The 26,258-nt window shown below is 62.4% G+C and carries 22 protein-coding genes and 1 tRNA gene; 19 read left to right on the top strand and 4 right to left on the bottom strand.

Going from position 1 to position 26,258, the window contains the following annotated elements; genetic code table 11:
• Positions 1-61: 61 nt before the first annotated feature.
• The 3 genes from ACE3RQ_RS12685 to ACE3RQ_RS12675 form a co-directional block, all read right to left on the bottom strand.
• On the bottom strand, positions 62-2,287 hold the full coding sequence (locus ACE3RQ_RS12685) for a PhoX family phosphatase (protein ID WP_374522379.1): 2,226 nt from the start codon (positions 2,285-2,287) through the stop codon (positions 62-64).
• A 190-nt stretch (positions 2,288-2,477) separates the two neighbouring features.
• Positions 2,478-3,095, bottom strand: a complete 618-nt coding sequence (locus ACE3RQ_RS12680) for a hypothetical protein (RefSeq protein ID WP_374522378.1) — start codon at positions 3,093-3,095, stop codon at positions 2,478-2,480.
• Between the two features lie 165 nt (positions 3,096-3,260).
• Positions 3,261-5,615 (bottom strand): UvrD-helicase domain-containing protein, encoded by a 2,355-nt coding sequence (locus ACE3RQ_RS12675; protein ID WP_374522377.1) that lies wholly within the window; start codon positions 5,613-5,615, stop codon positions 3,261-3,263.
• Positions 5,616-5,820: 205 nt separating this feature from the next.
• On the opposite strand from ACE3RQ_RS12675, the gene ACE3RQ_RS12670 reads away from it, so the two are divergent.
• Positions 5,821-6,798: a GMP reductase gene (locus ACE3RQ_RS12670; protein ID WP_374522376.1), complete on the top strand. Its 978-nt coding sequence runs from the start codon at positions 5,821-5,823 to the stop codon at positions 6,796-6,798.
• Positions 6,799-6,811: 13 nt separating this feature from the next.
• Here the strand turns inward: ACE3RQ_RS12670 and ACE3RQ_RS12665 are convergent, their stop codons facing one another.
• Complete coding sequence (locus tag ACE3RQ_RS12665; protein WP_374522375.1) at positions 6,812-7,699, bottom strand: alpha/beta hydrolase; 888 nt, start codon at positions 7,697-7,699, stop codon at positions 6,812-6,814.
• 155 nt (positions 7,700-7,854) lie between these two features.
• On the opposite strand from ACE3RQ_RS12665, the gene ACE3RQ_RS12660 reads away from it, so the two are divergent.
• From ACE3RQ_RS12660 to ACE3RQ_RS12575, 18 genes are all read left to right on the top strand, one after another.
• Positions 7,855-8,754: an NAD(P)-dependent oxidoreductase gene (locus ACE3RQ_RS12660; RefSeq protein WP_374522431.1), complete on the top strand. Its 900-nt coding sequence runs from the start codon at positions 7,855-7,857 to the stop codon at positions 8,752-8,754.
• Between the two features lie 23 nt (positions 8,755-8,777).
• Positions 8,778-8,853, top strand: a tRNA-Ala gene (locus ACE3RQ_RS12655).
• A 635-nt stretch (positions 8,854-9,488) separates the two neighbouring features.
• Positions 9,489-10,382, top strand: a complete 894-nt coding sequence (locus tag ACE3RQ_RS12650) for a hypothetical protein (RefSeq protein WP_374522374.1) — start codon at positions 9,489-9,491, stop codon at positions 10,380-10,382.
• A gap of 74 nt (positions 10,383-10,456) precedes the next feature.
• A complete protein-coding gene (locus ACE3RQ_RS12645) occupies positions 10,457-11,434 on the top strand; it encodes a GDP-L-fucose synthase family protein (protein WP_374522373.1) in 978 nt (325 codons plus the stop codon).
• The gene (gene gmd / locus ACE3RQ_RS12640; RefSeq protein ID WP_374522372.1) at positions 11,431-12,564 is read left to right on the top strand and encodes a GDP-mannose 4,6-dehydratase; all 1,134 of its coding nucleotides are present in this window, start codon (positions 11,431-11,433) and stop codon (positions 12,562-12,564) included. Before ACE3RQ_RS12645 ends, gmd begins: the two co-directional genes overlap by 4 nt.
• Positions 12,565-12,594: 30 nt before the next feature.
• A complete protein-coding gene (locus ACE3RQ_RS12635) occupies positions 12,595-13,584 on the top strand; it encodes a UDP-glucuronic acid decarboxylase family protein (RefSeq protein ID WP_374522371.1) in 990 nt (329 codons plus the stop codon).
• Positions 13,581-14,903 carry a lipopolysaccharide biosynthesis protein gene (locus ACE3RQ_RS12630; protein ID WP_374522370.1) on the top strand — a complete coding sequence of 441 codons (1,323 nt, stop codon included), beginning with the start codon at positions 13,581-13,583 and terminating at the stop codon, positions 14,901-14,903. The genes ACE3RQ_RS12635 and ACE3RQ_RS12630 overlap by 4 nt, the downstream gene beginning before the upstream one ends.
• A 30-nt stretch (positions 14,904-14,933) precedes the next feature.
• Entirely contained in the window at positions 14,934-15,704 is a 771-nt protein-coding gene (locus ACE3RQ_RS12625) for a DUF268 domain-containing protein (protein ID WP_374522369.1), read from the top strand.
• Positions 15,705-15,817: 113 nt separating this feature from the next.
• Entirely contained in the window at positions 15,818-16,504 is a 687-nt protein-coding gene (locus tag ACE3RQ_RS12620; RefSeq protein WP_374522368.1) for a methyltransferase domain-containing protein, read from the top strand.
• A complete protein-coding gene (locus ACE3RQ_RS12615; RefSeq protein ID WP_374522367.1) occupies positions 16,501-17,370 on the top strand; it encodes an alpha-1,2-fucosyltransferase in 870 nt (289 codons plus the stop codon). The genes ACE3RQ_RS12620 and ACE3RQ_RS12615 overlap by 4 nt, the downstream gene beginning before the upstream one ends.
• Positions 17,371-17,374: 4 nt before the next feature.
• Complete coding sequence (locus ACE3RQ_RS12610; RefSeq protein ID WP_374522366.1) at positions 17,375-18,292, top strand: glycosyltransferase family 2 protein; 918 nt, start codon at positions 17,375-17,377, stop codon at positions 18,290-18,292.
• Positions 18,289-19,512, top strand: a complete 1,224-nt coding sequence (locus tag ACE3RQ_RS12605) for a glycosyltransferase family 4 protein (RefSeq protein ID WP_374522365.1) — start codon at positions 18,289-18,291, stop codon at positions 19,510-19,512. The genes ACE3RQ_RS12610 and ACE3RQ_RS12605 overlap by 4 nt, the downstream gene beginning before the upstream one ends.
• Before the next feature lie 16 nt (positions 19,513-19,528).
• The gene (locus tag ACE3RQ_RS12600; RefSeq protein WP_374522364.1) at positions 19,529-20,782 is read left to right on the top strand and encodes a hypothetical protein; all 1,254 of its coding nucleotides are present in this window, start codon (positions 19,529-19,531) and stop codon (positions 20,780-20,782) included.
• Positions 20,772-21,599, top strand: a complete 828-nt coding sequence (locus tag ACE3RQ_RS12595; protein ID WP_374522363.1) for a glycosyltransferase — start codon at positions 20,772-20,774, stop codon at positions 21,597-21,599. The genes ACE3RQ_RS12600 and ACE3RQ_RS12595 overlap by 11 nt, the downstream gene beginning before the upstream one ends.
• Before the next feature lie 76 nt (positions 21,600-21,675).
• Positions 21,676-22,812 (top strand): glycosyltransferase family 4 protein, encoded by a 1,137-nt coding sequence (locus ACE3RQ_RS12590; RefSeq protein WP_374522362.1) that lies wholly within the window; start codon positions 21,676-21,678, stop codon positions 22,810-22,812.
• Positions 22,809-23,741 carry a UDP-glucose 4-epimerase family protein gene (locus ACE3RQ_RS12585; protein WP_374522361.1) on the top strand — a complete coding sequence of 311 codons (933 nt, stop codon included), beginning with the start codon at positions 22,809-22,811 and terminating at the stop codon, positions 23,739-23,741. The genes ACE3RQ_RS12590 and ACE3RQ_RS12585 overlap by 4 nt, the downstream gene beginning before the upstream one ends.
• The gene (locus ACE3RQ_RS12580; RefSeq protein ID WP_374522430.1) at positions 23,738-24,298 is read left to right on the top strand and encodes a sugar transferase; all 561 of its coding nucleotides are present in this window, start codon (positions 23,738-23,740) and stop codon (positions 24,296-24,298) included. Before ACE3RQ_RS12585 ends, ACE3RQ_RS12580 begins: the two co-directional genes overlap by 4 nt.
• A gap of 62 nt (positions 24,299-24,360) precedes the next feature.
• The gene (locus ACE3RQ_RS12575) at positions 24,361-26,241 is read left to right on the top strand and encodes a polysaccharide biosynthesis protein (RefSeq protein WP_374522360.1); all 1,881 of its coding nucleotides are present in this window, start codon (positions 24,361-24,363) and stop codon (positions 26,239-26,241) included.
• Positions 26,242-26,258 lie beyond the last annotated feature (17 nt).

The raw sequence follows: 26,258 nt of genomic DNA, 5'->3' as shown, positions 1-26,258 counted from the left end.
ACCCCGGAGGCCAACACCTCCGGGGTCTTTCTCTGAAGGCCGGCGACTGATGACAGGCGTCTTAGAGTCCGATCACCCCGCCATCGGTGCGCGAGATGGCAATGGTGGCCGAGCGCGGGCGCGAACCCGGGCCATAACCGGCGTTGGAAGGCCACTGGCTCTCAAACGTGAAATCGGCAGCATTCGCGATGGCAGGGGTGTTTTCGCCCGGGTGCTGGATGTTCACGAACAGCGTCTTGCCGTCAGCGGTTTCGGTGATGCCCGTGACCTCACAACCCTTGGGGCCTACCAGGAAGCGGCGCAGCTTGGCATCGCCCAGCGCAGCACCGATAAAGGTCTGCTGTGAGGCGGTGTTGCCACCGAGGCTGTTGTTCACCGTCACGCTGGCACCGTCGCCGACGCTGCCGGGAATGGCAGCCAGCAGCATGCAGTTGGTGGCGTCGGTGTAGTTGCCGTCGTCGGTCTGAATCCAGCAGATGCCAGTGCTCGGGCTGAACCACAGGCCATCGGGGGACGAGAAATCATTTTTGGCGCTCAGACCCGAGAGGTTGATGCCGGCACCCGCGTCTTCTTCGGCGCCGAAGAGGAAGATGTCCCAACGGAAACCGGTGGCCGTGGCGTTAACCGCACCCGTCTCCTTCAGGCGAATGATGTGGCCGTTGGGGTTGCCCGAGCGGCCCTTGCCGTCGTTGTCGAGGTAAGCGCGCGGGTTGGCGGCGTCGGTGCCGGCCACGGTGCGCGAGCTGTTGTTGGTCATGGTGAAGTACACCTCACCATTCTTCGGGTTCACGGCACCCCACTCCGGGCGGTCCATCTTGGTGGCGCCCACGGCGTCTGCGGCCAGGCGGGCATTCACCAGCACGTCGGCCTGGTTGTCGAAGCTGTAGTTGGCGTAGCCAGAGATGAGCGGGTTGGCGAAGTTCAATTCGATCCACTCACCCGTGCCATCGGCCTTGAACTTGGCGACATAAAGCTTGCCCTCGTTCAGGTACTTGTCGCCAGCGACCATGCCGCCGCCGATGTCGGCCTCGCTCCACAGCGCGGTGGAGACGAACTTGTAGACGTATTCGTTCTGCGAATCGCAGCCCATGTAGAAGGCCAGCGGCTGGCCCACCACGGGAATGCCACACACGGCAGCCTCGTGGGCAAAGCGGCCCATGGCCACGCGCTTGGCAGGCTGGGTGTTGGGGTTGAGCGGGTCGATCTCGACGATGTAGCCGAAGGTATTGGGCTCTTGGCGGAAATCGTCGGCCGCCGTGGCGCCCGGGGCGGAGACGTTGAAGCGGGTAAAGCGGTTGTCGGTGGTGGACACCGACGACCAGCCCTGCGAGCCTGCGTTGCCAGTGCCGGCAAAGGGCGCACGGATCACGCCGTAACGCTGGCGCGAAGCCTTGGTCTTAGCGTCCACGTCCACGGAGCCAGCGGGCATGAAGAAGTAGGCGGCCCAGTTCTCTTCACAGGCCAGGTAGGTGCCCCAGGGGGTCTTGCCGTGGCCACAGTTGTTGAGCGTGCCGCGCGAGGTGGCGCCACTGGGGTCGTAGGCGGTGGCCATGAAGGCCTTGATGTCGCTCAGGTGCGCGGCGGGGCCGGCGATGCGCATCACCGTCTGGCCGTTGACGCGGCGGTTCAGGGGCGCGTCAACGGTGTAGATCCACTTGCCGTCGCCGCCCTTGCGCACCTCGGCGATGGACACACCGTGGTGGTTGATCTCCTTCAGCACCTCCAGCTCGGGGCGGGGGAGCAGGTCCCAGCCGTTGAACTGGCTGAACTTCTTGCCGTTCACGCCGCCGCTGGTCTGGCCCTTGGTGTGCCAGAAGTGCGAATCGGCCGAGCTTTCGTGGTTGACCGCCAGCACGGCGCGGGCGGTGGCGGTGCGCGAGTAGCGGCCGCTGGCGTCCACGTAGAAAAGGTCCATGCCGTCGTGGTGGTCGCCCACGCGCTGCTCCCAGGCATCCAGTTCTGCGCCGGTATTGGAGTAAGCAGGCACGGAGGAGACCAAACGGTCGCCGGTGGCGTGCACCACGCTATAGGTATAGCCGGCGGGCAGCTTTACCTCGTCCAGCAGGCTCTTGGCCACGGCATTGAAACCCAGCGCAGCCTCGGTGGGTGCAGGCGAAGGCGCGGCGTCGCCGCCGCCGCAAGCGGCCAGGAAGGGCACGGTGCCCAACGCAGCCAAGCCAACGCCGCCACGGATCAGGTGGCGACGGGACACACTGGCCTGTGCCAGCACGTCTTGGAAGTGTTCGTTGTCGGTGGGATTGAGGTCGTCGATGGGGTGGTGCGCCATGTTGGTGGTTGCCTCTGCAGGCCTCGGGTTGGAAACGAGGCGCAGTGTGGTCAATGACCATGACGAAACCGTGAAGGCTCAGGTCTCCCCTGGTGACAGAGGGAATTGCCCCACCGTCACGAAACTGCCATTCCGATGCACAGCAGCCCAATGCACAGCAAGCAGCCACTTGCTGTGCGCAGCGCAATCGTCAGTCCGCCGCCCAGGGCACGACAGCGCCAAGGCCAGAATCCAGGTGGCTGACGTGCGCCAGCGCCTGGAACTTGGCCAGGGTCTTGACCAGTTCGTCCAGTTCATGGGGAACCGAGAAATAGGCCCGCGTCAGCCCCTCGCGGGTTTCCAGGCGCTCGGCCACCTCACCCAGCACGTTGGCCACAGCCTCGTAACGCATCGAAGCCACGACGGAGAGGCGTTGAACGCCTGCATCCATCGCGCACTGCAGGGCATGGGCGTACGCGCTGTGCCAGAGCGCCTCCGACATCTCGGCGGCAATTGAACTGATGGCGAGCTCCCAAGTGACGGCGGGCTCGTGCGGGTCGGGCAGCAGGATGGTGATCATCAGCAAACGATCGCCGCGGGTGTCATAGCAGCCAAACACCTGAATGCCGGAGGTGCTCAGCAGGCGGTCCACCGTGGCCTCCATCAAGTGGCGGCGGGTCACCGCGTCTTTGGCAACGAAGCCGAAAGAGCCCATCAGCGCGCTCGGACTGAGCGCCAGTCCATACCCAATGAGCGCCGTGCGGTCACCGGCGTTGAGCAATTTGAGAGGGGAAAAGTCGGCGGCAGGAATGGACAGGGCTTGGGACATGAGGCGAATCTCCGGGGGGGTAACGCAAATCCAGGGGACCAATGTGGCGTCCCTGGGGCTGGGGCGTGATTTCATCTCCTGCCCACGCCCTTGCCCATCGCTTGGTCCCCCTAGCGCCGACACACCGGGGCCTGCAACCGCTACCGCCCCCGAGGGCCCATGGCCCTACTCGATCGGCGTGAGCTTGGCCACGCTCAGGGCCAACCACTTGCTGCCATGGCGGTTGAAGTTGACCTGCGCGCGCGCATCGGCCCCCGCCCCTTCGATGGCCAGCACCTTGCCCTCGCCAAACTTGTTGTGGAACACCGCCTGACCCACGCGAATGTCCACCCCCCGGTCGGGCTCGGGCGCCGGGGCCGGCGCCTTGGTAAAGCCGGTTGACCACGCAGGCTGCGCCATCTGCCGGTTGCCGCCCCACCCTGCGCTGCCGGCCCCACCCCAGGTGGAAGGTTGCGGCGGCGTGAGCCACTTCAGGCAGTGCTCGGGCAGCTCGTCGAAAAAGCGGCTCTTGAGGTTGTAACGGGTCTGCCCGTGCAGCAGGCGGGTCTGCGAGTGGCTCAGGTACAGGCGCTGGCGGGCGCGGGTGATGGCCACGTACATCAGGCGGCGCTCTTCCTCCAGGCCGTCGCGGTCGCTCATGGCGTTCTCGTGCGGGAACAGGCCCTCTTCCAGGCCGGTGATGAACACCGCGTCGAACTCCAGGCCCTTGGCGGCGTGCACCGTCATGAGCTGCACCGCGTCTTGCCCGGCCTGGGCCATGTTGTCACCCGACTCCAGCGCGGCGTGCGACAGAAAAGCCGCGAGCGGGCTGAGGGTCTCGCCGGTGTCGGCATCGGGCGCCGCGGGCTCCAGGGGCTCATCGATCACCGGCAAGCTCGGGTCAATGCCCTGGCTGGCCGGGCTTTGCTTGAGGGCGGTGGCGTCGCGGCCAAAGCCTTCCTGCATCACGAAGCTCTCGGCCGCGTTGACCAGTTCCTCCAAGTTCTCGACCCGCTCTTGCCCTTCGCGCTCGGCGCGGAAATGCTCGATCAGGCCGCTGCGGTCCAGCACCAGCTCGATGATCTCGCGCAGGTTCTTGCCCTCGCTCTGCTCGCGCACCACGTCCATCTTGGCCACAAAGGCGCCGATGGCCACACCCGCGCGGCCGGTGACCGCGCTCACCGCGTCGTGCAACGAGCAGCCCGAGGCACGGGCCACGTCTTGCAACTGCTCGATGCTGCGCGCGCCAATGCCGCGCGGCGGGAAGTTCACCACCCGCAGGAAGCTGGTGTCGTCGTGCGGGTTCTCGATTAGGCGCAGGTAGGCCAGCGCGTGCTTGATTTCGGCACGCTCGAAGAAGCGCAGGCCGCCGTACACGCGGTAGGGCAGCCCGGCGTTGAACAGCGCGGTTTCCACCACGCGGCTTTGCGCGTTGCTGCGGTAGAGCACGGCGATCTCGTGGCGCGCCAGGCCGTCACTCACCAAGGCCTTGATCTCGTCCACCATCCACTGCGCCTCGGCGAAGTCGCTCACCGCCTCGTGCACGCGCACCGGCTCGCCCGCGCCCGCGTCGGTGCGCAGGTTCTTGCCCAGGCGGCTGGTGTTGTGGCTGATCAGGTGGTTGGCCGACTCCAGGATGTTGCTCACGCTGCGGTAGTTCTGCTCCAGCTTGATCTGGTGGCGCACCTGGAACTCGCGCACGAAGTCGGCCATGTTGCCCACGCGCGCGCCGCGGAAGGCGTAGATGCTCTGGTCGTCGTCGCCCACGGCGAACACCGCGTTGCCGGCGGCCGGCAGGCCCGCGATGGGCGGGCTGGCGAACATCTTGATCCAGGCGTACTGCAGGCGGTTGGTGTCCTGGAACTCGTCGATCAGGATGTGGCGAAAGCGCCGCTGGTAGTGGGCGCGGATGGGGTCGTTGTCGCGCATCACCTCGTAGCTGCGCAGCATCAACTCACCGAAATCGACCACGCCTTCGCGCTGGCACTGGGCCTCATACAACTCATAGAGCTCAACCTTCTTGCGTGCGTCTTCATCGCGCGCCACCACATCGCGTGGCCGCATACCGTCTTCCTTGCAGCCGCTGATGAAGTACTGCAGCTGCTTCGGCGGGAAGCGCTCGTCGTCCACGTTGAACTGCTTGCACAGGCGCTTGATGGCCGAGAGCTGATCTTGCGTGTCCAGAATCTGAAACGTGGCCGGCAGGCCCGCCACTGCGTGGTGTGCCCGCAGGAAGCGGTTGCACAGGCCGTGGAAGGTGCCAATCCACATGCCCCGCACGTTCACCGGCAGCATGGCCGAGAGGCGCGTCATCATTTCTTTGGCGGCCTTGTTGGTGAAGGTCACGGCCATGATGCCGCCAGGCGTCACCTGCCCGGTTTGCAGCAGCCAGGCGATGCGGGTGGTGAGCACACGGGTCTTGCCCGAACCGGCGCCGGCCAGGATGAGGGCGTGCTCGGCCGGCAGGGTAACCGCGGCGGTCTGTTCGGTGTTCAGGCCCGCGAGCAGCGGGGACGAGGCATTGGGGTCAGCGGGGAACATCCGGGGATTGTAGGAAGCACCCATGGGCCCGGCGCCCCATAAGGATTCCCGTATAGCGCCCATACCCCCCGCTGACCAGGGTTGACGCCTAGAATCAATCACCGGGCCCAAGTTTCTTGCGCCCGGTTTCTTTTTGTCCCTGCGACACAAAGGCCGGCACAAGCCAAGCGCTCATCTGTTCAACAACAGCCCCCTGGAGCTTGGTATGGAAATCTTTGACTACGACAACGTGTTGCTGCTGCCGCGCAAGTGCCGCGTGGACAGCCGATCGCAATGCGACGCCAGCGTGGAACTCGGCGGCCGGCGCTTTCGCCTGCCGGTGGTGCCGGCCAACATGAAGACGGTGGTGGACGAGTCCATCTGCACCTGGCTGGCGCAGAACGGCTACTTCTACGTGATGCACCGCTTCGACCTGGACAACGTGGCCTTCGTGAAGCAGATGCACGCGCAGGGCGTGTTCGCCTCGATCTCGCTGGGCGTGAAGGCCGCCGACCGTGCCACCGTGGACCAACTGGTGGCCGAAGGCCTGAGCCCCGAGTACATCACCATCGACATCGCCCACGGCCACGCCGACAGCGTGAAGGACATGATCGCCTACCTCAAGGCCAAGCTGCCGCGCGCCTTCGTGATCGCCGGCAACGTGGGCACGCCCGAGGCCGTGATTGACCTGGAGAACTGGGGCGCAGACGCCACCAAGGTGGGCATCGGCCCGGGCAAGGTGTGCGTCACCAAGCTCAAGACCGGCTTTGGCACAGGCGGCTGGCAGCTCAGCGCGCTGAAGTGGTGTGCCCGCGTGGCCACCAAGCCCATCATTGCCGACGGCGGCATCCGCAGCCACGGCGACATCGCCAAGAGCGTGCGCTTCGGCGCCACCATGGTGATGATCGGCTCGCTCTTCGCGGGCCACGAAGAGTCGCCCGGGCGCACGGTGGAGGTGGACGGCGAGCTCTACAAGGAGTACTACGGCTCGGCCAGCGACTTCAACAAAGGCGAATACCGCCACGTGGAAGGCAAGCGCATCCTGGAGCCGGTGAAGGGCAAGCTGGCCGACACGCTCATCGAAATGGAGCAAGACGTGCAAAGCTCCATCAGCTACTCGGGCGGCACCAAGCTGCTGGACATCCGCAAGGTGAACTACGTGATCCTGGGCGGCGACAACGCGGGCGAGCACCTGCTCATGTAACTGGAACGCCAGCTCACACGCCCAGCAAATCCCGCAAGAGCCGGTGCAGGCGATGCCCAGGCTGGGCCATGGCCTCAACGATGTTGAAGTGGTTGAGCCCAGGCAACTCTTCGCACACCGGCACCACGGCCGGGCCCCAGGCGTCGCGGATGAGGCGGTTGTGGCGACGGAACTCGCTGCTTTCGTTGGCGCCGGCCACCACGGCCAAGCTGCCCCGCCCTGCCCTCACAGGCGGCGAGGGCAAGCGAGCCGGGCTGGCCTTGGCCACCTGCTCAGGCGTGATATTGAGCGAGGGCTGCACAAAGGGCGTGTGCATGACCGGCTCCAAGTCGTACAGGCCCGAAACGGAGAGCGCGTTCTTCACCAGGTCCGCCGGCAGGTCGGCCCCCACCTCGGCCCAGCGGCACAGCAACAGCATGGTGGCCAGGTGACCGCCGGCCGAGTGCCCCACCACCGAAATGCGCTTCGGGTCGCCTCCGTGCTTGGCAATGTGGCGGTAGGTCCAGGCCAGCGCCTGCACCATCTGCATCACGATGTCGGGAATCGTCACCGCCGGGCACAACGCGTAGTTGGGCATGACCACGCAGGCGCCCTGTTGGGTGAACGCTGGTGCGACGAAGGAGTGGTCGGCCTTGTCCAGGCTGCGCCAATAACCGCCGTGAATGAAGAACAGCACCGGGGCCAACGCCCGCTGACCACGCCCAGCCTGTGCCGGGAAAATGTCCAACTGCTCATTGAGGCCGTGCCCATAGCGCACGTCCACCAGTGCCGGGCCCTGTTGGCGCACCTCGGCCGACGCCTTGGCCCAGCGGGCGAACATGTCGGCGTGTTCGGGCACAAGGGCTCGGTTGTTGTATTCGCGATTCAGCCAGTCAGGATCAAGGGACGGAGCGGTCAACATCGTGGGCACCTCAAGGCACCGCTGCTGACGGCAAGCTGTCAGGCCAGCACACCATGCGCTGAGCCACTGCCAATGCGGTACCCTTCTCCCCCATCCTATTTGACCCACCGCCGTCTTTCCAGGCGGAACAACCCTCAAAGGCCGTGAGCGACCCTTTGTCTACACCGTCACTTTCGTCTCCCATTTCCCGCGTGGCCGTGCTTGGCATCGGGATGATGGGTTTCCCAATGGCACGGCGCCTGTGCGAAGCTGGCCTGCAGGTCAGCGCCTGGAACCGCTCACGCAGCAAGGCCGATCGACTGGCCCCGTTTGGCGCCCAGGTGTGTGACACCCCTGCCGAAGCAGTGGCCCAGGCAGACGCCGTCATCACCCTGCTGTCTGACGGCCAGACCGTGGAAGATGTGCTCTTCCGCCAAGGTGCAGCCGAGGCGCTGCGCCCCGCCACCGTGGTCATCGACATGTCCTCCATCCAACCGCGCCAGGCCCGAGACCACGCGGCGCGCCTGGCGTCGCAAGGCGTGTCGCACCTGGACGCACCAGTGTCTGGCGGCACGCTGGGTGCAGAAGAAGGCACGCTGGTCATCATGGTGGGCGGCAAGGCCGCCGCGTTCGATCGGGCTCGACCAGTGCTGGACGTGCTGGGTCGGTCCACCCACGTGGGCCCGCACGGGGCCGGGCAGCTCACCAAGCTCGCCAACCAGATGATCGTGGGCATCACCATCGGCGCCGTGGCCGAGGCCCTGCTGCTGTGCGAAAAAGGCGGCGCCGACATGGCCAAGGTGAAACAAGCCATCACCGGCGGCTTCGCCGACAGCCGCATCCTTCAAGTGCACGGCCAACGCATGATCGAGCGCGACTTCGCCAAGCGCGGCGCGGTGGCGGTGCAGCTCAAAGACATGCGCAACGCCCTGGCCACCGCCCAGGAAATCGGCTTCGAGGCCCCCATCACCGGCCTGTTCGAGCAGCTCTACGCCCAGGCCGTCGACCACGGCCTGGCCGAGCTGGACCATTCCGCCCTGTTCGTGGAGCTCGCCAGCCGCAACGGCATGGCCTGATCTGGTTAGAATTTCGGCAACGTGGGGACGTAGCTCAGCTGGGAGAGCGTCGCGTTCGCAATGCGAAGGTCGGGAGTTCGATCCTCCTCGTCTCCACCACCCCAGACAATGCTTGGCGGGAACCACTTGTCTCATTGAGCGAGATCGGTTCAGCCCCCTGGACAGGCGCGGCGGAGCGAGTGCACAGCGCTCCAGTCGCATTGATTGGCTGCCGGTCGCGCGAACCAGAGCCAATTAACAACGAAAAAGCCCCCGGATAACCCACATCCATCTCGATCGCCGCTGAGGTTTTGATGGTCGACCTATAACGGACTTCGGCATGCCCGTGCTTGGTTTCGCCGAAGCTCATTGGTTGGCCAAGCCCAACCCTCAACACCATGAGGGGCCGTGAATTGACGGCTCCAGATCCAATCGCTCTTGGTTGGCAACCATGTCCAGGGCTCCGATCACTCGGGCCCGCTCGCGCCCCGGCACTCAACCAAGCCAAGCGGATTTACGGCTTGCTACTCGGGTTGCAAATCGTCACGACCATCGGAATACCCCAGCCTAATCTGGGTTCTTTGGCGTAGATAATTCGCGGAGCCACACAAGACGAAAAGTCTTCGCAGCCACAACCAAACGGGAGAGAGATAGATGATGCAGACCAAGAGTCGCGTCCATCAAGGAGGCGCCGGGTCCACCCCCTGGGATGAAGCAGGTGGTTCTCGATCTGCCTTGACAGCGGAGTGGGGCTTGTGACTGGTCATTTTCGATCTCGCTCTGCTGATGTCACCGCCGAGAGCAACCCAGATCTGCGCGAGCTTTGGAAAAGCCTAAGCAAGTACCTTCGCTTACTCCTGCTTGGTCCGGTCTTGGTGGGTCTCATCACCTTTTTTGCTATTGACTGGGCACCCAAGCGGTACGTCAGCACGGCACTGGTCAAGCCTGCGGCGGAAGGGGCTTCGGGAATCGAACCAGAATTGGCTGGTTGGCATGCCTCAATGCTCAAGACCATCCCTGCGCTCATGGTTTCACCAGAGGTCCTGAAAGCCGCGGGATCGGCCGGCTTGGAATTGGCCCCCCACCAAATAAAAACCAGGGTGAATAACGCCGAGGGATCGATCGCATTGGCCGTGACTGCCGCGTCGCCAGCGCAGGCCAAGCAGTTGGCAGACGCCCTGCTCAATGCAACCCTTGAAGCCAGCCGCGCCAAGAACGAGGAGCGCACCTGGCTGGAAGCCGAACGCCAACGCCTGACCGATCAGCGACTCCTGTTGGAAACAACTGCTCGTCAGTTGCGCGAAGGGCTGTCGCGCGCGTCGTCGCCACAGGAAACCGGCGCTTTGGCCATGGCGGTTCCCGCCGTGATGGAACAAACGGTGGTACTGGAAAAGCGACTGGCCCTGAATGCGGCTCGGCTAAACGGGCTATCAAAGGCCTCCATCGCGACCACTCCAACCCTACCCGATGAGACAACCGGACCCCGACGCAGCCTGTGGTCGGCAATTGCTGCATTGGGCACCTTGTGCCTGTTGATCAGCGCGGTTCTTCTGCATCGTGCGTGGCTTGATTGGCGCGCAGCCCGTGGTCCTGCAGGGCACCATTTGGGGCAGCCGCAAGCCACGCCAACCAAGCCAGGTGGCCACTAATCTGCCTTTCGCTGACGTGTCCCACACGGCGCCACAGCCAATCCCGCAGCCCCGCGGCACAACAGCCTAGCCTCATGAGATTGCACACCCAGAAGAAGATCTACGTCGCCGGCCACCGCGGCATGGTGGGTTCCGCCATCGTGCGGCACCTGCTGGCCCAAGGCACACCGCCAGCCCAGATCGTCACCCGAACCCACGCTGAGCTTGACTTGACCAATCAGGCCGCCGTGCAACGGTTTTTCGACTTGGAACGGCCAGATCAGGTGTACCTGGCCGCCGCCCTGGTGGGCGGCATCCACGCCAACAACACCTACCCAGCCGACTTCATCTACCAAAACCTGATGATTCAGGCCAACGTAATCGAGGCGGCGTTCCAGCACGGCGTACACAAGCTCCTGTTCCTGGGTTCAAGCTGCATCTACCCACGCCTGGCTCCCCAGCCCATCACAGAAGATGCCCTGCTCACCGGCCAACTGGAGCCCACCAATGAGCCCTACGCCATTGCCAAGATCGCCGGCATCAAGCTTTGTGAAAGCTACAACCGCCAACATGGGGTGGACTACCGCAGCGTCATGCCCACCAATCTGTATGGCCCCGGCGACAACTACCACCCCGAGAATTCGCACGTCATCCCCGCTCTCATCCGCCGCTTTCACGAAGCCAAGGTGGAAGGCAAGCCTGAGGTTGCCATCTGGGGAACCGGCACCCCTCGCCGCGAATTCCTTTATGTTGACGACATGGCCGCGGCCTCGGTGCACGTGATGCAACTTGACCCCGCTGTCTACCGTGCCCACACGACCGAGATGCTGAGCCACATCAACGCGGGTTTTGGCAGCGACGTGACCATCGCCGAACTCGCTCACACCGTTGCCGCAGCCGTGGGATATGAGGGGCGCATCACCTTTGACACCAGCAAGCCAGATGGCACCCCCCGCAAGTGGATGAACAGTGACCGCTTGCACGCCCTCGGCTGGCGTCCCACCGTTTCCTTGGCCGACGGCCTGCGTCTGGCTTACCAAGACTTTCTTCATTCATCCCCACGTCAAGCATGAGTTTTGCATCCGCCCCCACCAAGACAGCCCTAATCACGGGCATCACCGGCCAAGACGGCAGCTACCTGGCCGAGTTCCTGCTCGAAAAAGGGTATGTGGTGCACGGCATCAAGCGCCGTGCGTCCAGCTTCAACACATCGCGCGTCGACCACATCTACCAAGACCCCCACATCGAGAACGCCCGCTTCAAGCTGCACTACGGCGACTTGAGCGACACCAGCAACCTGGTGCGCATCATCCAGCAGACGCAGCCCGATGAGATTTACAACCTGGGCGCGCAGAGTCACGTGGCGGTGAGCTTCGAAAGCCCCGAGTACACGGCCGACGTGGACGCCATGGGCACCCTGCGCCTGCTCGAAGCCATTCGCATCCTGGGCCTGGAGAAGAAGACCCGCTTCTACCAGGCCAGCACCAGCGAGCTCTATGGCCTGGTGCAAGAAGTGCCCCAGAAAGAGACCACGCCCTTCTACCCGCGCAGCCCTTACGCGGTGGCCAAGCTCTACGCCTACTGGATCACGGTGAACTACCGCGAGGCCTACGGCATGTACGCATGCAACGGCATTCTCTTCAACCACGAAAGCCCGCGCCGGGGTGAGACCTTCGTCACCCGGAAAATCACGCGCGGCCTGGCCAACATTCATCAAGGTCTGGAAGATTGCCTGTACATGGGCAACATCGACGCGCTTCGCGACTGGGGCCACGCCAAGGACTACGTTCGCATGCAGTGGTTGATGCTGCAGCAAGACCAGCCGGAAGACTTCGTGATCGCCACCGGCCAGCAATACAGCGTGCGCCAGTTCATCGAATGGACCGCCGAAGAGTTGGGCATGACACTGCGTTGGCAAGGCAGCGGTGTAGAGGAAGTGGCCATCTGGACCAACGCGCCCGCCAACGCGAATACCGCGCCCGGTGAGCGGGTGGTGGTCCGTATCGATCCGCGTTACTTCCGTCCTGCGGAGGTGGAAACCCTGCTCGGCGACCCCAGCAAGGCCAAGGAGAAGCTGGGCTGGACGCCAGAGATCACGGCCCGCGAGATGTGCACCGAAATGGTGGCCCACGACCTGCAACAGGCCAAACAGCACGCCCTGCTAAAGCAGCACGGTTACGAGGTCAGCGTCTGCGCTGAGTAAAGCCCATTGCCGTTCCAGGACCCACACACCATGACTTCAGCCCGCCAATACAACCCCAGAAAACGCATCCTTGTCACAGGCGGCGCCGGCTTTCTAGGATCCCATCTGATCGAACGCTTGCTGGAGCGGGGCGATGAGGTGGTCTGCGCCGACAACCTGTTCACCGGCACCAAGCTCAACATCGAACACCTGCACACCCACCCCCGATTTGAGTTCTTGAGGCACGACGTGACCTTCCCCCTCTACATCGAGGTGGACCAGATTTACAACCTGGCGTGCCCAGCCAGCCCCATTCACTACCAGCACGATCCGGTGCAAACCACCAAGACAAGCGTGCACGGTGCGATCAATATGCTGGGCCTGGCCAAGCGGCTTCGCGCCCGCATCTTTCAAGCCAGTACCAGCGAGGTGTATGGCGACCCGACCGTGCACCCGCAACCGGAGAGTTACTGGGGCAACGTCAACCCGATCGGCGCTCGCAGCTGCTACGACGAGGGCAAGCGTTGTGCCGAGACCTTGTTCTTCGACTACCACCGACAGCACGGCCTGGACATCCGGGTGGCGCGCATTTTCAACACCTACGGCCCGCGCATGCACCCCAACGACGGCCGAGTGGTGAGCAACTTCATCGTTCAGGCATTGAACAACGAAGACATCACGTTGTATGGCGATGGTGCTCAGACCCGCAGTTTCTGCTTCGTGGATGACCTGATCGAGGGCTTCCTGCGCTTCATGGATCTCCCCGCAGGTGCGGACTGCGGCCCTGGATTCCCGGGCCCGATGAACCTGGGCAACCCGCGGGAATTCACGATTCGCCAACTGGCAGAGCTCGTCATTGAACTGACGGGCTCCCGATCGAAGCTGGTGTTCCGCCCGTTACCTGCCGACGACCCCAAGCAGCGTCAGCCTGACATCACACTGGCCAAGCAACTGCTGAACTGGGAGCCGAGCATTCCGTTGGAAGCTGGCCTCAAAAAGACGATTGCGTATTTCGAGTCAGTGCTCCGCACGGGATCATGAGCCGACGCGAGCGCCTGCGATCTTGGAAGGCCAGGGTGTCAGGGCCGCTCGCGTCCCTGACTGCGCGCAACGCGGCATCCAGCTTTCTGGCGCTGGCATGGCTGAGCCTGCTTTCCATGCTAACCATCCCGATCTACATCCGATTGCTCGGGGTTTCGGAATGGGGCCTGGTGGCGGCGTGTGCCAGCCTGCAGATCCTGTCGAACTTCATCGACGCGGGCTTTAGCCAGATCGTGCCTCGGTGGGCGGCGCAAGAGGCTCAGCACCCGGCGCGACTTCGGCAGCACGTCGCTCTGTTCAGGCGCCTGTACATAGGCCTTGGACTCGCCATGTTTGGAGTTCTACAAGCATCGGCTGCCTACCTGGCACACCAATGGTTCCAGGTACCGGTCGAGAGAGCAGACGCACTGGAACTGGCCATCCGCATCGTCAGCTTTCAGTTCCTGTTCCAGTTCATCAACAACCTCCACATCGGGGTGTGGCACGGCTTGCAGCGCCAAGTGCTGGCGAATGCGCGGGCTTGTGGCTTTGGAACGCTCAAACACGCGGCTGCGCTGCTGGCCCTGACGGCGGGCACGCAGCAGGCCTGGGTATATGCCCTGGCCTTCGCCAGCGTCGCCTGCATCGAAGTCGGTGCCAACGCCCTCAGCGTGCATCGCATGCTTGGCAACGAGGCCAGCAGTGCCCCAGATAGCAAGGTGGCGTTGGCCCCCCTGCTGAAAGAGGTGTCCGTGTTGTCCGGCGGTATCTTGGTGGGCCTGCTGGTGAGCCAGCTCGACCGAATCATTCTCAGCCGGACGGTGGACGTGGCGTCTTTCGGCGTCTATACGGTGGTGGCCACGCTGGCCTTGGCGTTCTTGCAGCTGCAAGCGCCCGTGACACGTGCATTCTTTCCCTTGATTGTTCGAGACATCCAGCACCATGGCAGGGTGTCAGCGGCTCACATGAAAGCCCTGTTAAGAGGCACCATCCTCTCGGCCACCCTGCCGGCGCTGCTCGCCTGTGCGCTTGCACCGACGATTCTCGAGCTTTGGCTACATGACATGAGTGTGGTGCAACTCGGCACGATGCCGCTTCGACTGCTATTGCTGGCGATCGCACTGAACAGCCTTTACGGCTGCATTTACCAGGTCATCATCGCAAAGGGGCAATCACACCAAGTACTGCAATTCAATTTGATTTCTTTGATGGCAGCAACTGTGACGATCTATTTATGGGGCATGGACGGCGAACTAGTTCTGGGTGGAATCATCTGGATCGCCATTGCCCTTACGCAATTGCTCCTCGGCACCATCTGGCTCGCAACAGCCCAGCGATAAGTGCGCCAAGCTGCTCGACACCCTTTGCCTATGCTCTCATTCATCAAACGAATTCCCCACAAGGTGCGCCGCGCCCTCGTGCTCAGCAAACAATTGATCACCGTTGTGAGGCAATTTCGCGAACTTCAGGGCCACTCGGCGCCAAGGTTTGCAATCACTTGGAAAGATCGGTGGCTGCACCTCCGAGACGCCACTGCCACGACTGGGTTTGACAAACATTACGTTTTTCATACGGCGTGGGCGTCTCGGGTAATTGCGGAAACGCGCCCAACCCGGCACGTCGACATCGCGAGCTCACTCTACTTCGTGAGCTCAGTGTCTGCCTTCGTACCGACAAGATTCATCGACTTTCGCCCAGCTGATCTGGGCCTCTCAGGCCTGATCAGCGAAGCAGGCAACCTGATGCTGCTGCCCTTCGCCAACAACAGCGTGGAATCGCTGTCATGCATGCACGTGGTGGAGCATGTGGGTCTTGGTCGTTACGGAGACCCATTGGACTACGATGGAGACATCAAATCAGCCCGGGAGTTGGCCCGAGTGGTAGCCCCTGGCGGCTCATTGCTATTTGTGGTGCCCATCGGCGGTCAAGCACGCATTCAGTTCAACGCGCATCGCATTTACACCTACGAGCAGGTCTTGGCTCTGTTTCCTGATATGGACTTGGTGGAGTTTTCCCTGATTCCTGACGACGGTATCAAAGAAGGGTTGATCCGCCATGCAGACCCGCAGCTCGTGTCAAAGCAGCGTTACGGGTGCGGGTGTTTCCACTTCACGAAACAAACGACGAAGAAAATTGCATGACGCACAACATAGCACTGTCGTCCTGAATACCGGATTCACCTTGAAGCCCGCAGTGAGTTCAAATGTCAACATGAAGACTGATCATAGCGTCGGTCTTGAAAACTGAGGAATTCATGTTCTTTGCCGAACGCATAGCATCGATCCTGCCCACAGACAAGGTATTGGAAATTGGTCCAGGCTCCACGCCACACCCAAGGGCGAATGAATTCCTTGAGTATCAGTTCAATGACCCGAAGGTTGCCCTGGAACAAAGAGGCAATGTATCGACCAACCCTAACTTCAGCGGAAGAAGGGTTCATTACTACAACGGCGGGCGCTTTCCATTTGCAGACAAGGCGTTTGATTACGTGATCGCCTCACACGTGGTGGAGCACACCCCTGACCCAGAAGGATTCATGGCAGAAGTTTTTCGCGTGGGCGGAGGCAGGGGCTATCTCGAATTCCCGCTTCCCCCTTACGAATACTTGTTTGATCTGGATGTGCACCTGAGTTACGTGTGGTTCGCTCTAGCAGACCAGACGCTGCACTTCGTGCGCAAACCTCGCCCAGTGCTGAACGAGTTCTCCACCATCACCGCCGAACTTCGACGTGGACTGGAGCTCGGGTGGGACGACCTCATTCGCAACAACCTGCCGTTTTTCATTCAAGGTTTCGAGTTCTCCACGCCTTTCGCAGTCCGTGAGGCGCCTTCACTGAACGCGTACCGGCAACGGTGGGAAAACCCGGGCACGGGCCTGGCAAGGCGCCTCGTTCGAAAGGTAGAAGCGCTGTTCCCGCAAAACACAAGGTCTGATCGATGATCACCTTTCAGGCCCAAGGCGGCTTGGGCAACCAACTTTTCCAATACGCTGCGGGCCGACGCCTGGCGGTTCGACACGGCTGCCAACTGGTGATCGATCACCACTGGTTTGACCACCCCCGACCTGGCGAGACGCCGCGCCCGCTGGAACTCAACCGATACCCTGTGGCCATGCGCCTGGCCACGCCTTTCGAGTTGCTGCGCTGGACACCCCTTCGTTCGCGCTGGGGGCAGTACCTCAAACCTTTGATGCCGATGAACTTGCTCCGCGAGCACGGCCACGGCGTCAACCGCGATGTGCTGTCGGCGCCTGCGAACAGCTACCTGTCGGGCTTCTGGCAGAGTGAGGCGTACTTCGCTGACATTCGTGAACAGCTGCTGCAAGAGCTGACCCCGATCGAGCCACCCGGGCCCAAAGACCTGGCCATGATGGATCGCATGCAACTGGGCGAGTCGGTGTCTGTGCATGTGCGCCGTGGCGACTACGTAAGCCTGGCCTCGGCATCGGCCTACCACGGGCTTTGCACATTGGATTACTACCGCAAGGCGATTGCGTACGTGGCAGAGCGGGTTCCCTCGCCGACCTTATTTGTCTTTTCAGACGACCCTGAATGGACCAAGGCCCATCTCAAGTCGCCGTTTCCCACCCATTACGTCGATCACAACCCATCGGAGAAGGCGTTTCAGGACCTGCGCCTGATGTCCCTGTGCCGTCACCACGTCCTGGCCAACAGCAGCTTCAGCTGGTGGGGGGCGTGGCTGTCTGACCCTGCCGACGGTCTGGTGATTGCGCCCGAGCGCTGGTACGCAGTGGATCGGCCCACACCGGATTTGATCCCTGCCCGTTGGACACGGCTGGCGGGGTGAACTCATGACTACCAGCACACCGCTCGACCTGACGGTCGTCATCCCCACCTACAACCGCAGCCATGAGCTCGTCCGCGCACTGGACAGCTTGGTGGCACAAACAGACACCGGCTTCGAGGTGATCGTTTGCGACGATGGCTCAACAGAAGACATCGCGTCGGCGATTCAGGGCTTCCATGGCCGTTTGCGCCTTCGCTTGATGCGCATCGACAACTCGGGCGGGCCGGCACGGCCGCGCAATGTGGCCACCCAAGCCGCCACCACCCGCTGGATCAGCTACCTGGACTCAGACGACTGGTGGTACCCGTCGCGCATGGCTCGCCTCAGAGGCGAGCTCAACGATGACCGGGACATCGTTTATCACCCCCTTCGTGTCGAGCGAGCCGACCACGACAGTGCCGCCAAGCCGGCACATGGCGCCGAGATCGGCGAGGCACTGCGCGACCAGGATCCGGTCTGGCACATGATTCGATTCGGTAACCCCCTCGCCACGTCGGGCACCACGGTGAAGCGCGAGCTCATCATGACCATCGGGGGGTTCGACGAAAGCCGCGAATTGGCCTCAGTGGAAGACTTTGACGCCTGGCTTCGGTTGGCTGCCCAGGGCGCCAGGCTGCAATTCATCCCGGAAGCACTGGGTGCGTACTGGGTGGGATCGGACCAGATCAGCACGTTCAACGCGCGGCAGTTTGAACGCCAACGCCATCTCTTCCACCGCCAGCTGGCACTGCTGCCCGCCCGGTACCGGGCCCATGCCAGAAGCAATTTTGGGTATTTGCTGGGCAGCTACGCCCTGGACCTGGGCCTGCCGGACGCGCAGAGCTATTTCCAAGACCTCCGGCTCACCCAGGAGCCTTTGCGCTGGCTGAAGGCACAGGCTAAGTTGTGGCGCGCCCACCGAAGCAGGACGGAATCGCGATGACCTGTGCGCCTCGTGTGCTGCTATGTTGCGAGCACTACCCCCCCAGCGTGGGCGGCGTTCAGGAAGTGATGCGCCAGATTGCCGAACGCCTGGCCGCCGACGGGGTGGACGTGACGGTGGCCACCAGCCCTCACCCGCAGCGCGCGCCAGACGCGGTGCGAAACGGTGTGCGGGTGGTGTCATTCGCCGTCACGGGCAACTGGGCCAAGGGCATGACCGGACAGATCGAGGAATACCGGTCATTTCTTCGGCATGGCAGCTTCGATGCCTTGCTCATCAAGGCCGCGCAACAGTGGACTTTCGACGCTGCCGTGGACGTCGTCCCCGGACTGGCGTGTCGCAAGCTGTTCATCCCTTGCGGTTTTTCGGGCCTCCAGGATCCACTCTACTCAACGTATTTCCGACAGATGCCCGAGTGGTTGAGGCGATTTGATGGACTGATCTTCTACGCCAATGATTATCAGGACATCGCCTTCGCCCGAGCACACAGTCTCAAGCCGCTGCACCTGATCCCCAATGGCGTGGACGAGCGAGAGTTCCTCGCCCCCGACGATCACGGCATTCGCCAGCGCCTGGGGATTGATCCCAAACACGATCTCATCCTCAGCGTTGGCAGCCAATTGGCCGGCAAAGGACATTGGGAGCTTGTCAGAGCATTTGGAAAGGCTCGCCTGCAACGCCCCGCTACCCTGGTCATCAACGCGAACTCCCCCGGCAGTCGATGGACGGCTCTCGTGAAGCGCCACCTCAAGCACGCGCTGACAGGGCGTTGTCCCCTGTCATGGCTCGCCTGGTGGCACGGACGCCGACCGCTGCAAAGGCGCGTGCTCATCGTCGATCTGCCGCGCGAAGACCTGGTCAACCTGTACAAAGCAGCAGACCTGTTCGTGCTGGCGTCGCACGTCGAGTACTCGCCGCTGGTGCTGTTCGAAGCAGCCGCGGCTGGCACTGCTTTCCTGGCATCGTCAGCAGGCAACAGCGCGGAGATTGCCGATTGGACCGGAGGCGGCAAGGTCATGCCACGCGAACGGGCCACCTCAGCCGAGGTGTCGGTTGGAGCGCTGGCCGCGGCGATGGAGGCAATGATGCGCGACCCCGATCGGCTCAAACAAATGGGTTGCACGGCCAGGGCACACATTTGGTCAAGAGGCTTCACTTGGGACCAGATCGTTCAGCAATACAAACGCCTGATGCTCGCACCCGAGGCGTTGGTGCCATGACGCCAGGAGTTGCCCCATGAACTCATCGGCACAAGCGGTGGCCCACTGCGGTCTCTCCAACGAGCCCATGGCCGGCACCGGACGCAAGGGCTATTTCTGCCGGATGGCACTCGCAGGCTTCCTGCTGTGCTCTGGCCTAGTCTGGCTCATTCAGCAACTCGACTTTGAATTCGCCTTGGCCCATGGGTTGACCGTTCCCGACTCGGTCAACATGACCCAGACCCTGCAATACCTGTCGCAACAAGACCGCATCCTGACCCCCGACAGCGGCTTCCAGGCCGTTGCCGCGCTCTACGGCTGGACCTGGCTGCTCCACCCATCGCTTTGCTTCGCCGTGAACTGTGTGCTGATGCTCGGTAATGCGACCCTGTTCAAGAAGGTAGTGCTTGAGCGCCTGAGGGCTCCTGCCTGGGCGTTGTTGGGCCTGCTGGCCAACCCCTACCTCATCCTGGCCATGCCAGGCCCCAACAAAGAGATGCCGCTGATGTTCCTAACGCTGCTGTTCGCGGATGCAATGCTCAGAAGCCCGCGTCGCTGGTGGTTGGCGTGCGCGATCTGCATCCCCATGTACCTCTTGCGAGACGGCTACGGGCTTTTCATGATGGGTCTGCTAAGCATCACCTGGCTGTTGGGGCAGCGCGAGCGCCTGCTGCCGTTGGTCGTACTGGCCCTGATGGTGAGCGCTGCTGCACTCTGGTCCGACCTCGCGTCACTGGTGCCGACAATGGCACGCAACCTTAGCATCTACAGCGCACAGTTCGACGACCCGGAGGCGGTCGGGTCGCTGGCCTCTGCCCTGGCCCTCGATCCTTTCGGACCGGTGGGTGGGGTGGTGCTCTATGCCACCAGGCTTGTGTACAACGTGGTGGCACAGGCCTTCTTTCCAGTGTTCCTGACTGACAGTGGCAACATTTACTGGATTGGCGTGGCTTACTGGGTTTATGGGCTCATGGCGCTGATGGCCTGCATCGGCTGCGCGTGGCGGTGGCTGACAAATGTTGGCGACTCAAACCAACGCTTGGCAGCCGCTCTGGCACTTTCCACTTGGTTCATGATCAGCCTGTCTCTTTTCATCCAGCCACGCTACTTCATGCCCATGCTGCCCATTGCCTTTGGCGTGATGGGGGCACTGCCAGTCCATCCGCGCTATGGCAGCGTCACCTTGGCCCTGGCTCTTGCCCTGATGGTGATGTCGGTACTTGCTATGACTGATCGGTCCCCTCCCACGGCCACCCCTGACGTTGCGACAACACCCGCCTATGTGTGGTAAGCGTTACCCTTCTGCAACCCTCGTGAACTCCGGACTTCCAACTTCCTCGTCGCCGCGCGTGTCGTGGTTGCTGTGCACACATCGAGAAGATGCGTTGCTGCAAAGGGCCGTGCAGTCCTGCCTTTCACAAACCATGGCAGATTTCGAGTTGCTTCTGGTGGTGAACGGGCCCGATACCGGGCGCCTCGTACCTCAACTAGCCCAGGCGTACGCAGTCGACCCAAGGGTTCGCGTGATCGGCACGCCGATCCATCTGCTGAACTTCAGCCTTAGCCTGGGTCTGCACTTGGCACGCGCGCCGTTTGTGGCTCGCATGGACGCCGACGATGTATCGCATCCGGAACGCCTGGCAACGCAACTCGCATTCATGAAAGCCCATGAGGACGTGGCAGTGCTGGGATCGTCCTACTTCCTGATCGACCCCCAAGGGGAAGTGAGAGGCAAGGTCGACGCGCCTTTGACGGACCTGGATATTCGAAAGGCCTTGTACTTTCGCAACCCCATCTGCCACCCGTCGGTCATGCTACGCCGGGATGTGGTGTTGCGTGCGGGCGCCTACCTCGGGGGCAGAAACGCGGAGGACTACGATCTCTGGCTCAGGCTGGCGATGAACAAGCATTGCCGTTTTGCCAACCTTGCGTCGCCCTTGCTTTCCTACAACGTGTCGCCAGACGGCGCCGCCCGCCGCTCCCGAGAGGCCTATGGCAACGTGGCTGGCGCGCAGCTGCGGCAGTTCCTGATCACTCGAGATGTTCGCTGGCTCGTCGGCGCCACCTTGAGCATGGCCAAGTCCTTTGCGCGTGCCGATCGGCCATGATGAAACGCGAAGCCAATCACCTAACCGCTAATGCGCCGGTCTACCCGCCAAGTGCAACCACAATTACCTGCTGCCGATGAGACCTCGCGCTCCCAAGCTGCTATTTTTCGTAACCGTCGACTGGTTCTTCTGTTCTCATTTCATCGAAAGAGCCAAGGCTGCGCGGCGAGCGGGCTACGACGTCATCGTACTGACCCGAGTGGATCGGCACCGGTCAGTGATTGAAGAGGCAGGCCTTCGTCTGATTCCGCTGGCAATTGACCGTCGGAGCCTCAATCCGTTGGAGGCTTTCAAAACGCTTGTTCAACTGATCTATGTCTTTCGTCGTGAGCGTCCAGACGTTCTGCATCAGATTGCGTTGAAGCCCATCCTTCTGGGCGGCCTTGCCGCGCGCCTCACCGGGATCAGGCGCGTCGTCAATGCTGTGGTAGGCGGTGGTTATGTGTTCACCTCAACTTCGCCACTGATGCGCGCAATCCGCCCCCTGATGCGACTAGCACTGAAGCTCTTGCTGAACCCTCCAGGTAGCTCCGTCGTGTTCGAAAACCGAGATGACCTTAGCTCCTTTGTGCGTTCTCATCTGGTTCGAGCAGAAGATGCCGTGCTAATACGGGGTGCTGGGGTGGATGGTGATCTCTATCAGCCGCACCCCGTCTCCAGGACAACGCCCTTGGTCATCGTTACGGCAAGGCTGCTTTGGGACAAAGGACTCGGCGAGTTCGTGGCCGCGGCTCGCCTGCTTCGAGCCCAAGGCATCCAGGCTCGGTTTGCGCTCGTCGGTGATCTGGACGCTGACAACAGAGCCAGCATCGACCCTGCTGTACTAGACGAATGGAAGGCTGAAGGCGTGGTTGAGCTATGGGGGTTTCGGCGGGACATGCCACAGGTATTGGCCGAGGCTGACATCGTCTGCCTGCCCTCCTATCGGGAGGGTCTGCCCAAGGCGCTTCTTGAGGCAATGGCAGCTGGCCTGCCCTGTGTCACAACTGATGTGCCTGGTTGTCGGGAAGCCGTACGGGACGGAGAGAACGGGTGGCTGGTGCCACCTCGCGACTCAAAGGCCCTGGCTCAGGCACTTCGGTTGCTCATCGAGAACCCCGACCTGCGTAACCAGATGGGTCAACGCGGCAGGGAGATGGTTTTGGCTGAGTTTGCCTCCCCGATCATCTGCAGACAGACCCTGCAGGTGTACGAAAAAATGCTTGCGTTATGAAAGTTCTAATTACCGGTGCAACCGGGTTTGTGGGGCAGTTGCTGGCCAGCACCATTCAGGCGCTTGGCCACGACGTGGTGCGCGCGGTTCGGCAAACGCAATCCAATTCGGTATTGATCGGCAACGTGGACGGCAACACCTCTTGGCGCGAAGCCTTGCAGGGCTGCGATTCGGTAGTCCACTTGGCCGCCCGTGTTCATGTAATGAACGACCAGAGCGCAGACCCCTTGTCCGAATTTCGCCGGGTGAATGTGGACGGCACGGCCAACCTCGCACGGCAGGCCGCTGCCGCAGGCGTTCGCCGTTTTGTTTTTCTGAGCTCCGCGAAAGTCAACGGCGAAGCCACTCAGGAAGGGCAACCTTTCGCAGCGGACGACACACCAGCACCAGAAGACCCCTACGGCATCTCCAAGCATGAGGCCGAGTTGGTGTTGCGGCAAATCGCCGAGGAAACCGGCATGGAGGTGGTCATCATTCGCCCTCCACTTGTCTATGGGCCTGGCGTGAAGGCCAACTTCGCGTCGATGATGCGGTGGCTTTCGCGAGGCATTCCGTTGCCACTGGCTGCGGTGACACACAACCGCCGCAGCCTGGTGGCGCTGGACAACCTGGTTGACCTGATCGTGACTTGCCTTGAGCACCCAGCGGCCGCGAACCAGACTTTCCTGGTCAGCGATGGCGAGGATCTTTCCACTGCCGATCTGCTCAGGCGCATGGGCTGTTCGTTGGGTCGTCCCGCTCGATTGTTTGCTGTGCCCACCCCTCTGCTGAAGGCGGGAGCCGACTTGTTGCACAAACCCGGCATCTACCAGCGCCTGTGCGGGTCGCTGCAGTTGGACATTGGCAAAACACGCGAACTGCTGGGGTGGACACCGCCACTGTCAGTGGACGAGGGCTTGCGCCAAGCAGCCAAAGGATTTCGCTCATGAAGCGTTTGTTTGATCTGACCCTGGCCTGCGCCGCCGCCCTGATGCTGGCGATACCGGTACTGCTGGTCGCCCTGGCGGTGCGCCTCACCTCCCCTGGCCCGGCGCTCTACTGGAGTGATCGCGTTGGCCGACACAACCGCATTTTCAAGATGCCCAAGTTCCGCAGCATGCGAATCGACACGCCTGCCGTGGCCACCCATTTGCTGCAAAACCCGGACCAATGGCTCACGCCCATTGGGTCGTTTCTGCGCAAGTCAAGCTTGGATGAGTTGCCGCAGCTGTGGAGCATTCTGGTCGGTGACATGAGCTTCGTGGGGCCGCGCCCCGCATTGTTCAACCAGCACGACCTGATCGCCTTGCGCACCGAAAAAGGCGTTCATGAACTGGTGCCGGGCTTGACGGGTTGGGCGCAGGTCAATGGGCGGGACGAATTGCCCATTCCTCAGAAGGTGGACCTGGACGCCGACTACATGCAACGCCGTTCGTTTCTCTTTGATTTGAAGATTTTGTGGATGACCGCCATGAAAGTGATCGCCAGAGACGGGGTGTCGCATTGAAAACTCCGCTCTTTCAACTGGCCATCCCAGTCCTTGCCCTACCCCGCGCGGCGAAGCGCCTGGTGGCGCTGTCTGTGGACCTGGGCCTGTGCGTGCTGACGGTTTGGCTAGCCTATTACCTGCGGCTGGGCGAATTTGTTCCGTTGTCGGGCAATGCCTTGTGGGCCACCGGCGCGTCGGTGGCAATTGCACTGCCGATTTTTGTGGTGTCGGGCCTCTACCGCGCCATCTTCCGCTACAGCGGCTGGCCGGCGCTGCTGGCGGTGGCGCGGGCTGTGGGCATTTACGGCCTGTTGTACGCGTCCATCTTCACGGCCATTGGGGTGGCGGGTGTGCCGCGCACGGTGGGCATCATCCAACCGATTTTGTTGCTCTTGTTCGTGGGGGCATCGCGGGCACTGGCGCGCGTGTGGCTGGGCGACCAGTACCTGGGCATTCTGAAACGGGCCTCTCGGCCCAAGGTGCTCATCTATGGCGCAGGCACCACGGGTCGGCAGTTGGCGGCGGCCATGGGCAATAGCCATGACATGCAAGTGGCAGGCTTTCTGGACGATGACGACCGCCTGCACGGGCATGTGCTCAATGGCTTGCCGATTTACGACCCCGCTGACCTGGACCATCTGTCCACGGCGCGCGACATCCGGCATGTGCTGCTGGCCATGCCCAGCCTGAGCCGCCAGCGCCGCAATGAGATCCTGAGCCAGATCCGCAGCGCCCGGGTGGCGGTTCGCACGCTGCCCAGCGTGACGCAATTGGCCCAGGGCAAGGTGAGCGTGTCGGACCTTCAAGAACTGGATGCCGATGACCTGCTGGGGCGCGAGCCCGTGTCGCCCAATCACATCTTGCTGGCCAAGAACATCGTGGGCAAGGTGGTGCTGGTGACGGGCGCGGGTGGCTCGATTGGCAGCGAACTTTGTCGCCAGATTCTGGCCCTGGCCCCGTCCACGCTGTTGCTGATTGAGCAGAGCGAATTCGCCCTTTATGCCATTCACCAGGAACTGGACAGCAAGCTCGCCGATCGCGCCACCGTACTCGTGCCCCTGCTTGCCTCGGTGCAGGACGAAGACCGCATGCGCGAGATCATGACCACCTGGCACCCCGACACGGTGTACCACGCCGCCGCCTACAAGCACGTGCCGCTGGTGGAGCACAACCCGGCAGCGGGCATCAAGAACAATGTGCTGGGCACTTTGCGCACGGCACAGGCTGCCGCCGAAAGCGGCGTGGCGGACTTTGTGCTGATCAGCACCGACAAGGCGGTTCGGCCCACCAATGTGATGGGCGCCAGCAAGCGCATGGCCGAGATGGCGCTGCAGGCGTTGGCGGCCACCGCCACGGGCACCAAGTTCAGCATGGTGCGCTTCGGCAATGTGCTGGGCTCGTCTGGCTCGGTGGTGCCCAGGTTCCGCCAGCAAATCCGCGAAGGCGGCCCCATCACGCTGACCCACCCGGAGGTCACCCGTTACTTCATGACCATTCCGGAGGCGGCACAGCTGGTGATTCAGGCCGGCGCCATGGCCAAGGGCGGGGATGTGTTCGTGCTGGACATGGGAGAGCCCGTGAAGATCATGGACTTGGCGCGCCGCATGGTGGAGCTCTCTGGCCTGACCGTCAAAGACGAGATTTCTCCCGACGGAGACATCGCCATTGAAGTCACCGGCCTGCGCCCAGGCGAAAAGCTCTACGAAGAGCTGTTGATCGGTGACAACCCCAAGCCGACCTTGCACCCGCGCATCATGAAGGCCCACGAGGAGTTCCTGCCGTGGGAAGAGCTTGAAGCGAAGCTGAAAGCCCTGGAAATCGCGCTGAACGTGAACGATGTGGGCGTGATGCGCGTGATCGTTCAGGAGCTGGTCTCGGGCTACGTGCCCAGTGACGACATCGTCGACTGGGTGTACCTGGAGCAGGAAGCGGAAGCCAACAAGTTGGGCATGGCCCGCTGAACTGGCTGACGCGCCCA

Source organism: Hydrogenophaga sp. (assembly GCF_041913525.1).
In the GTDB taxonomy this organism is placed as follows: Bacteria; Pseudomonadota; Gammaproteobacteria; order Burkholderiales; family Burkholderiaceae_C; genus Hydrogenophaga.
This window is presented reverse-complemented; position numbering and strand designations above follow the sequence as displayed.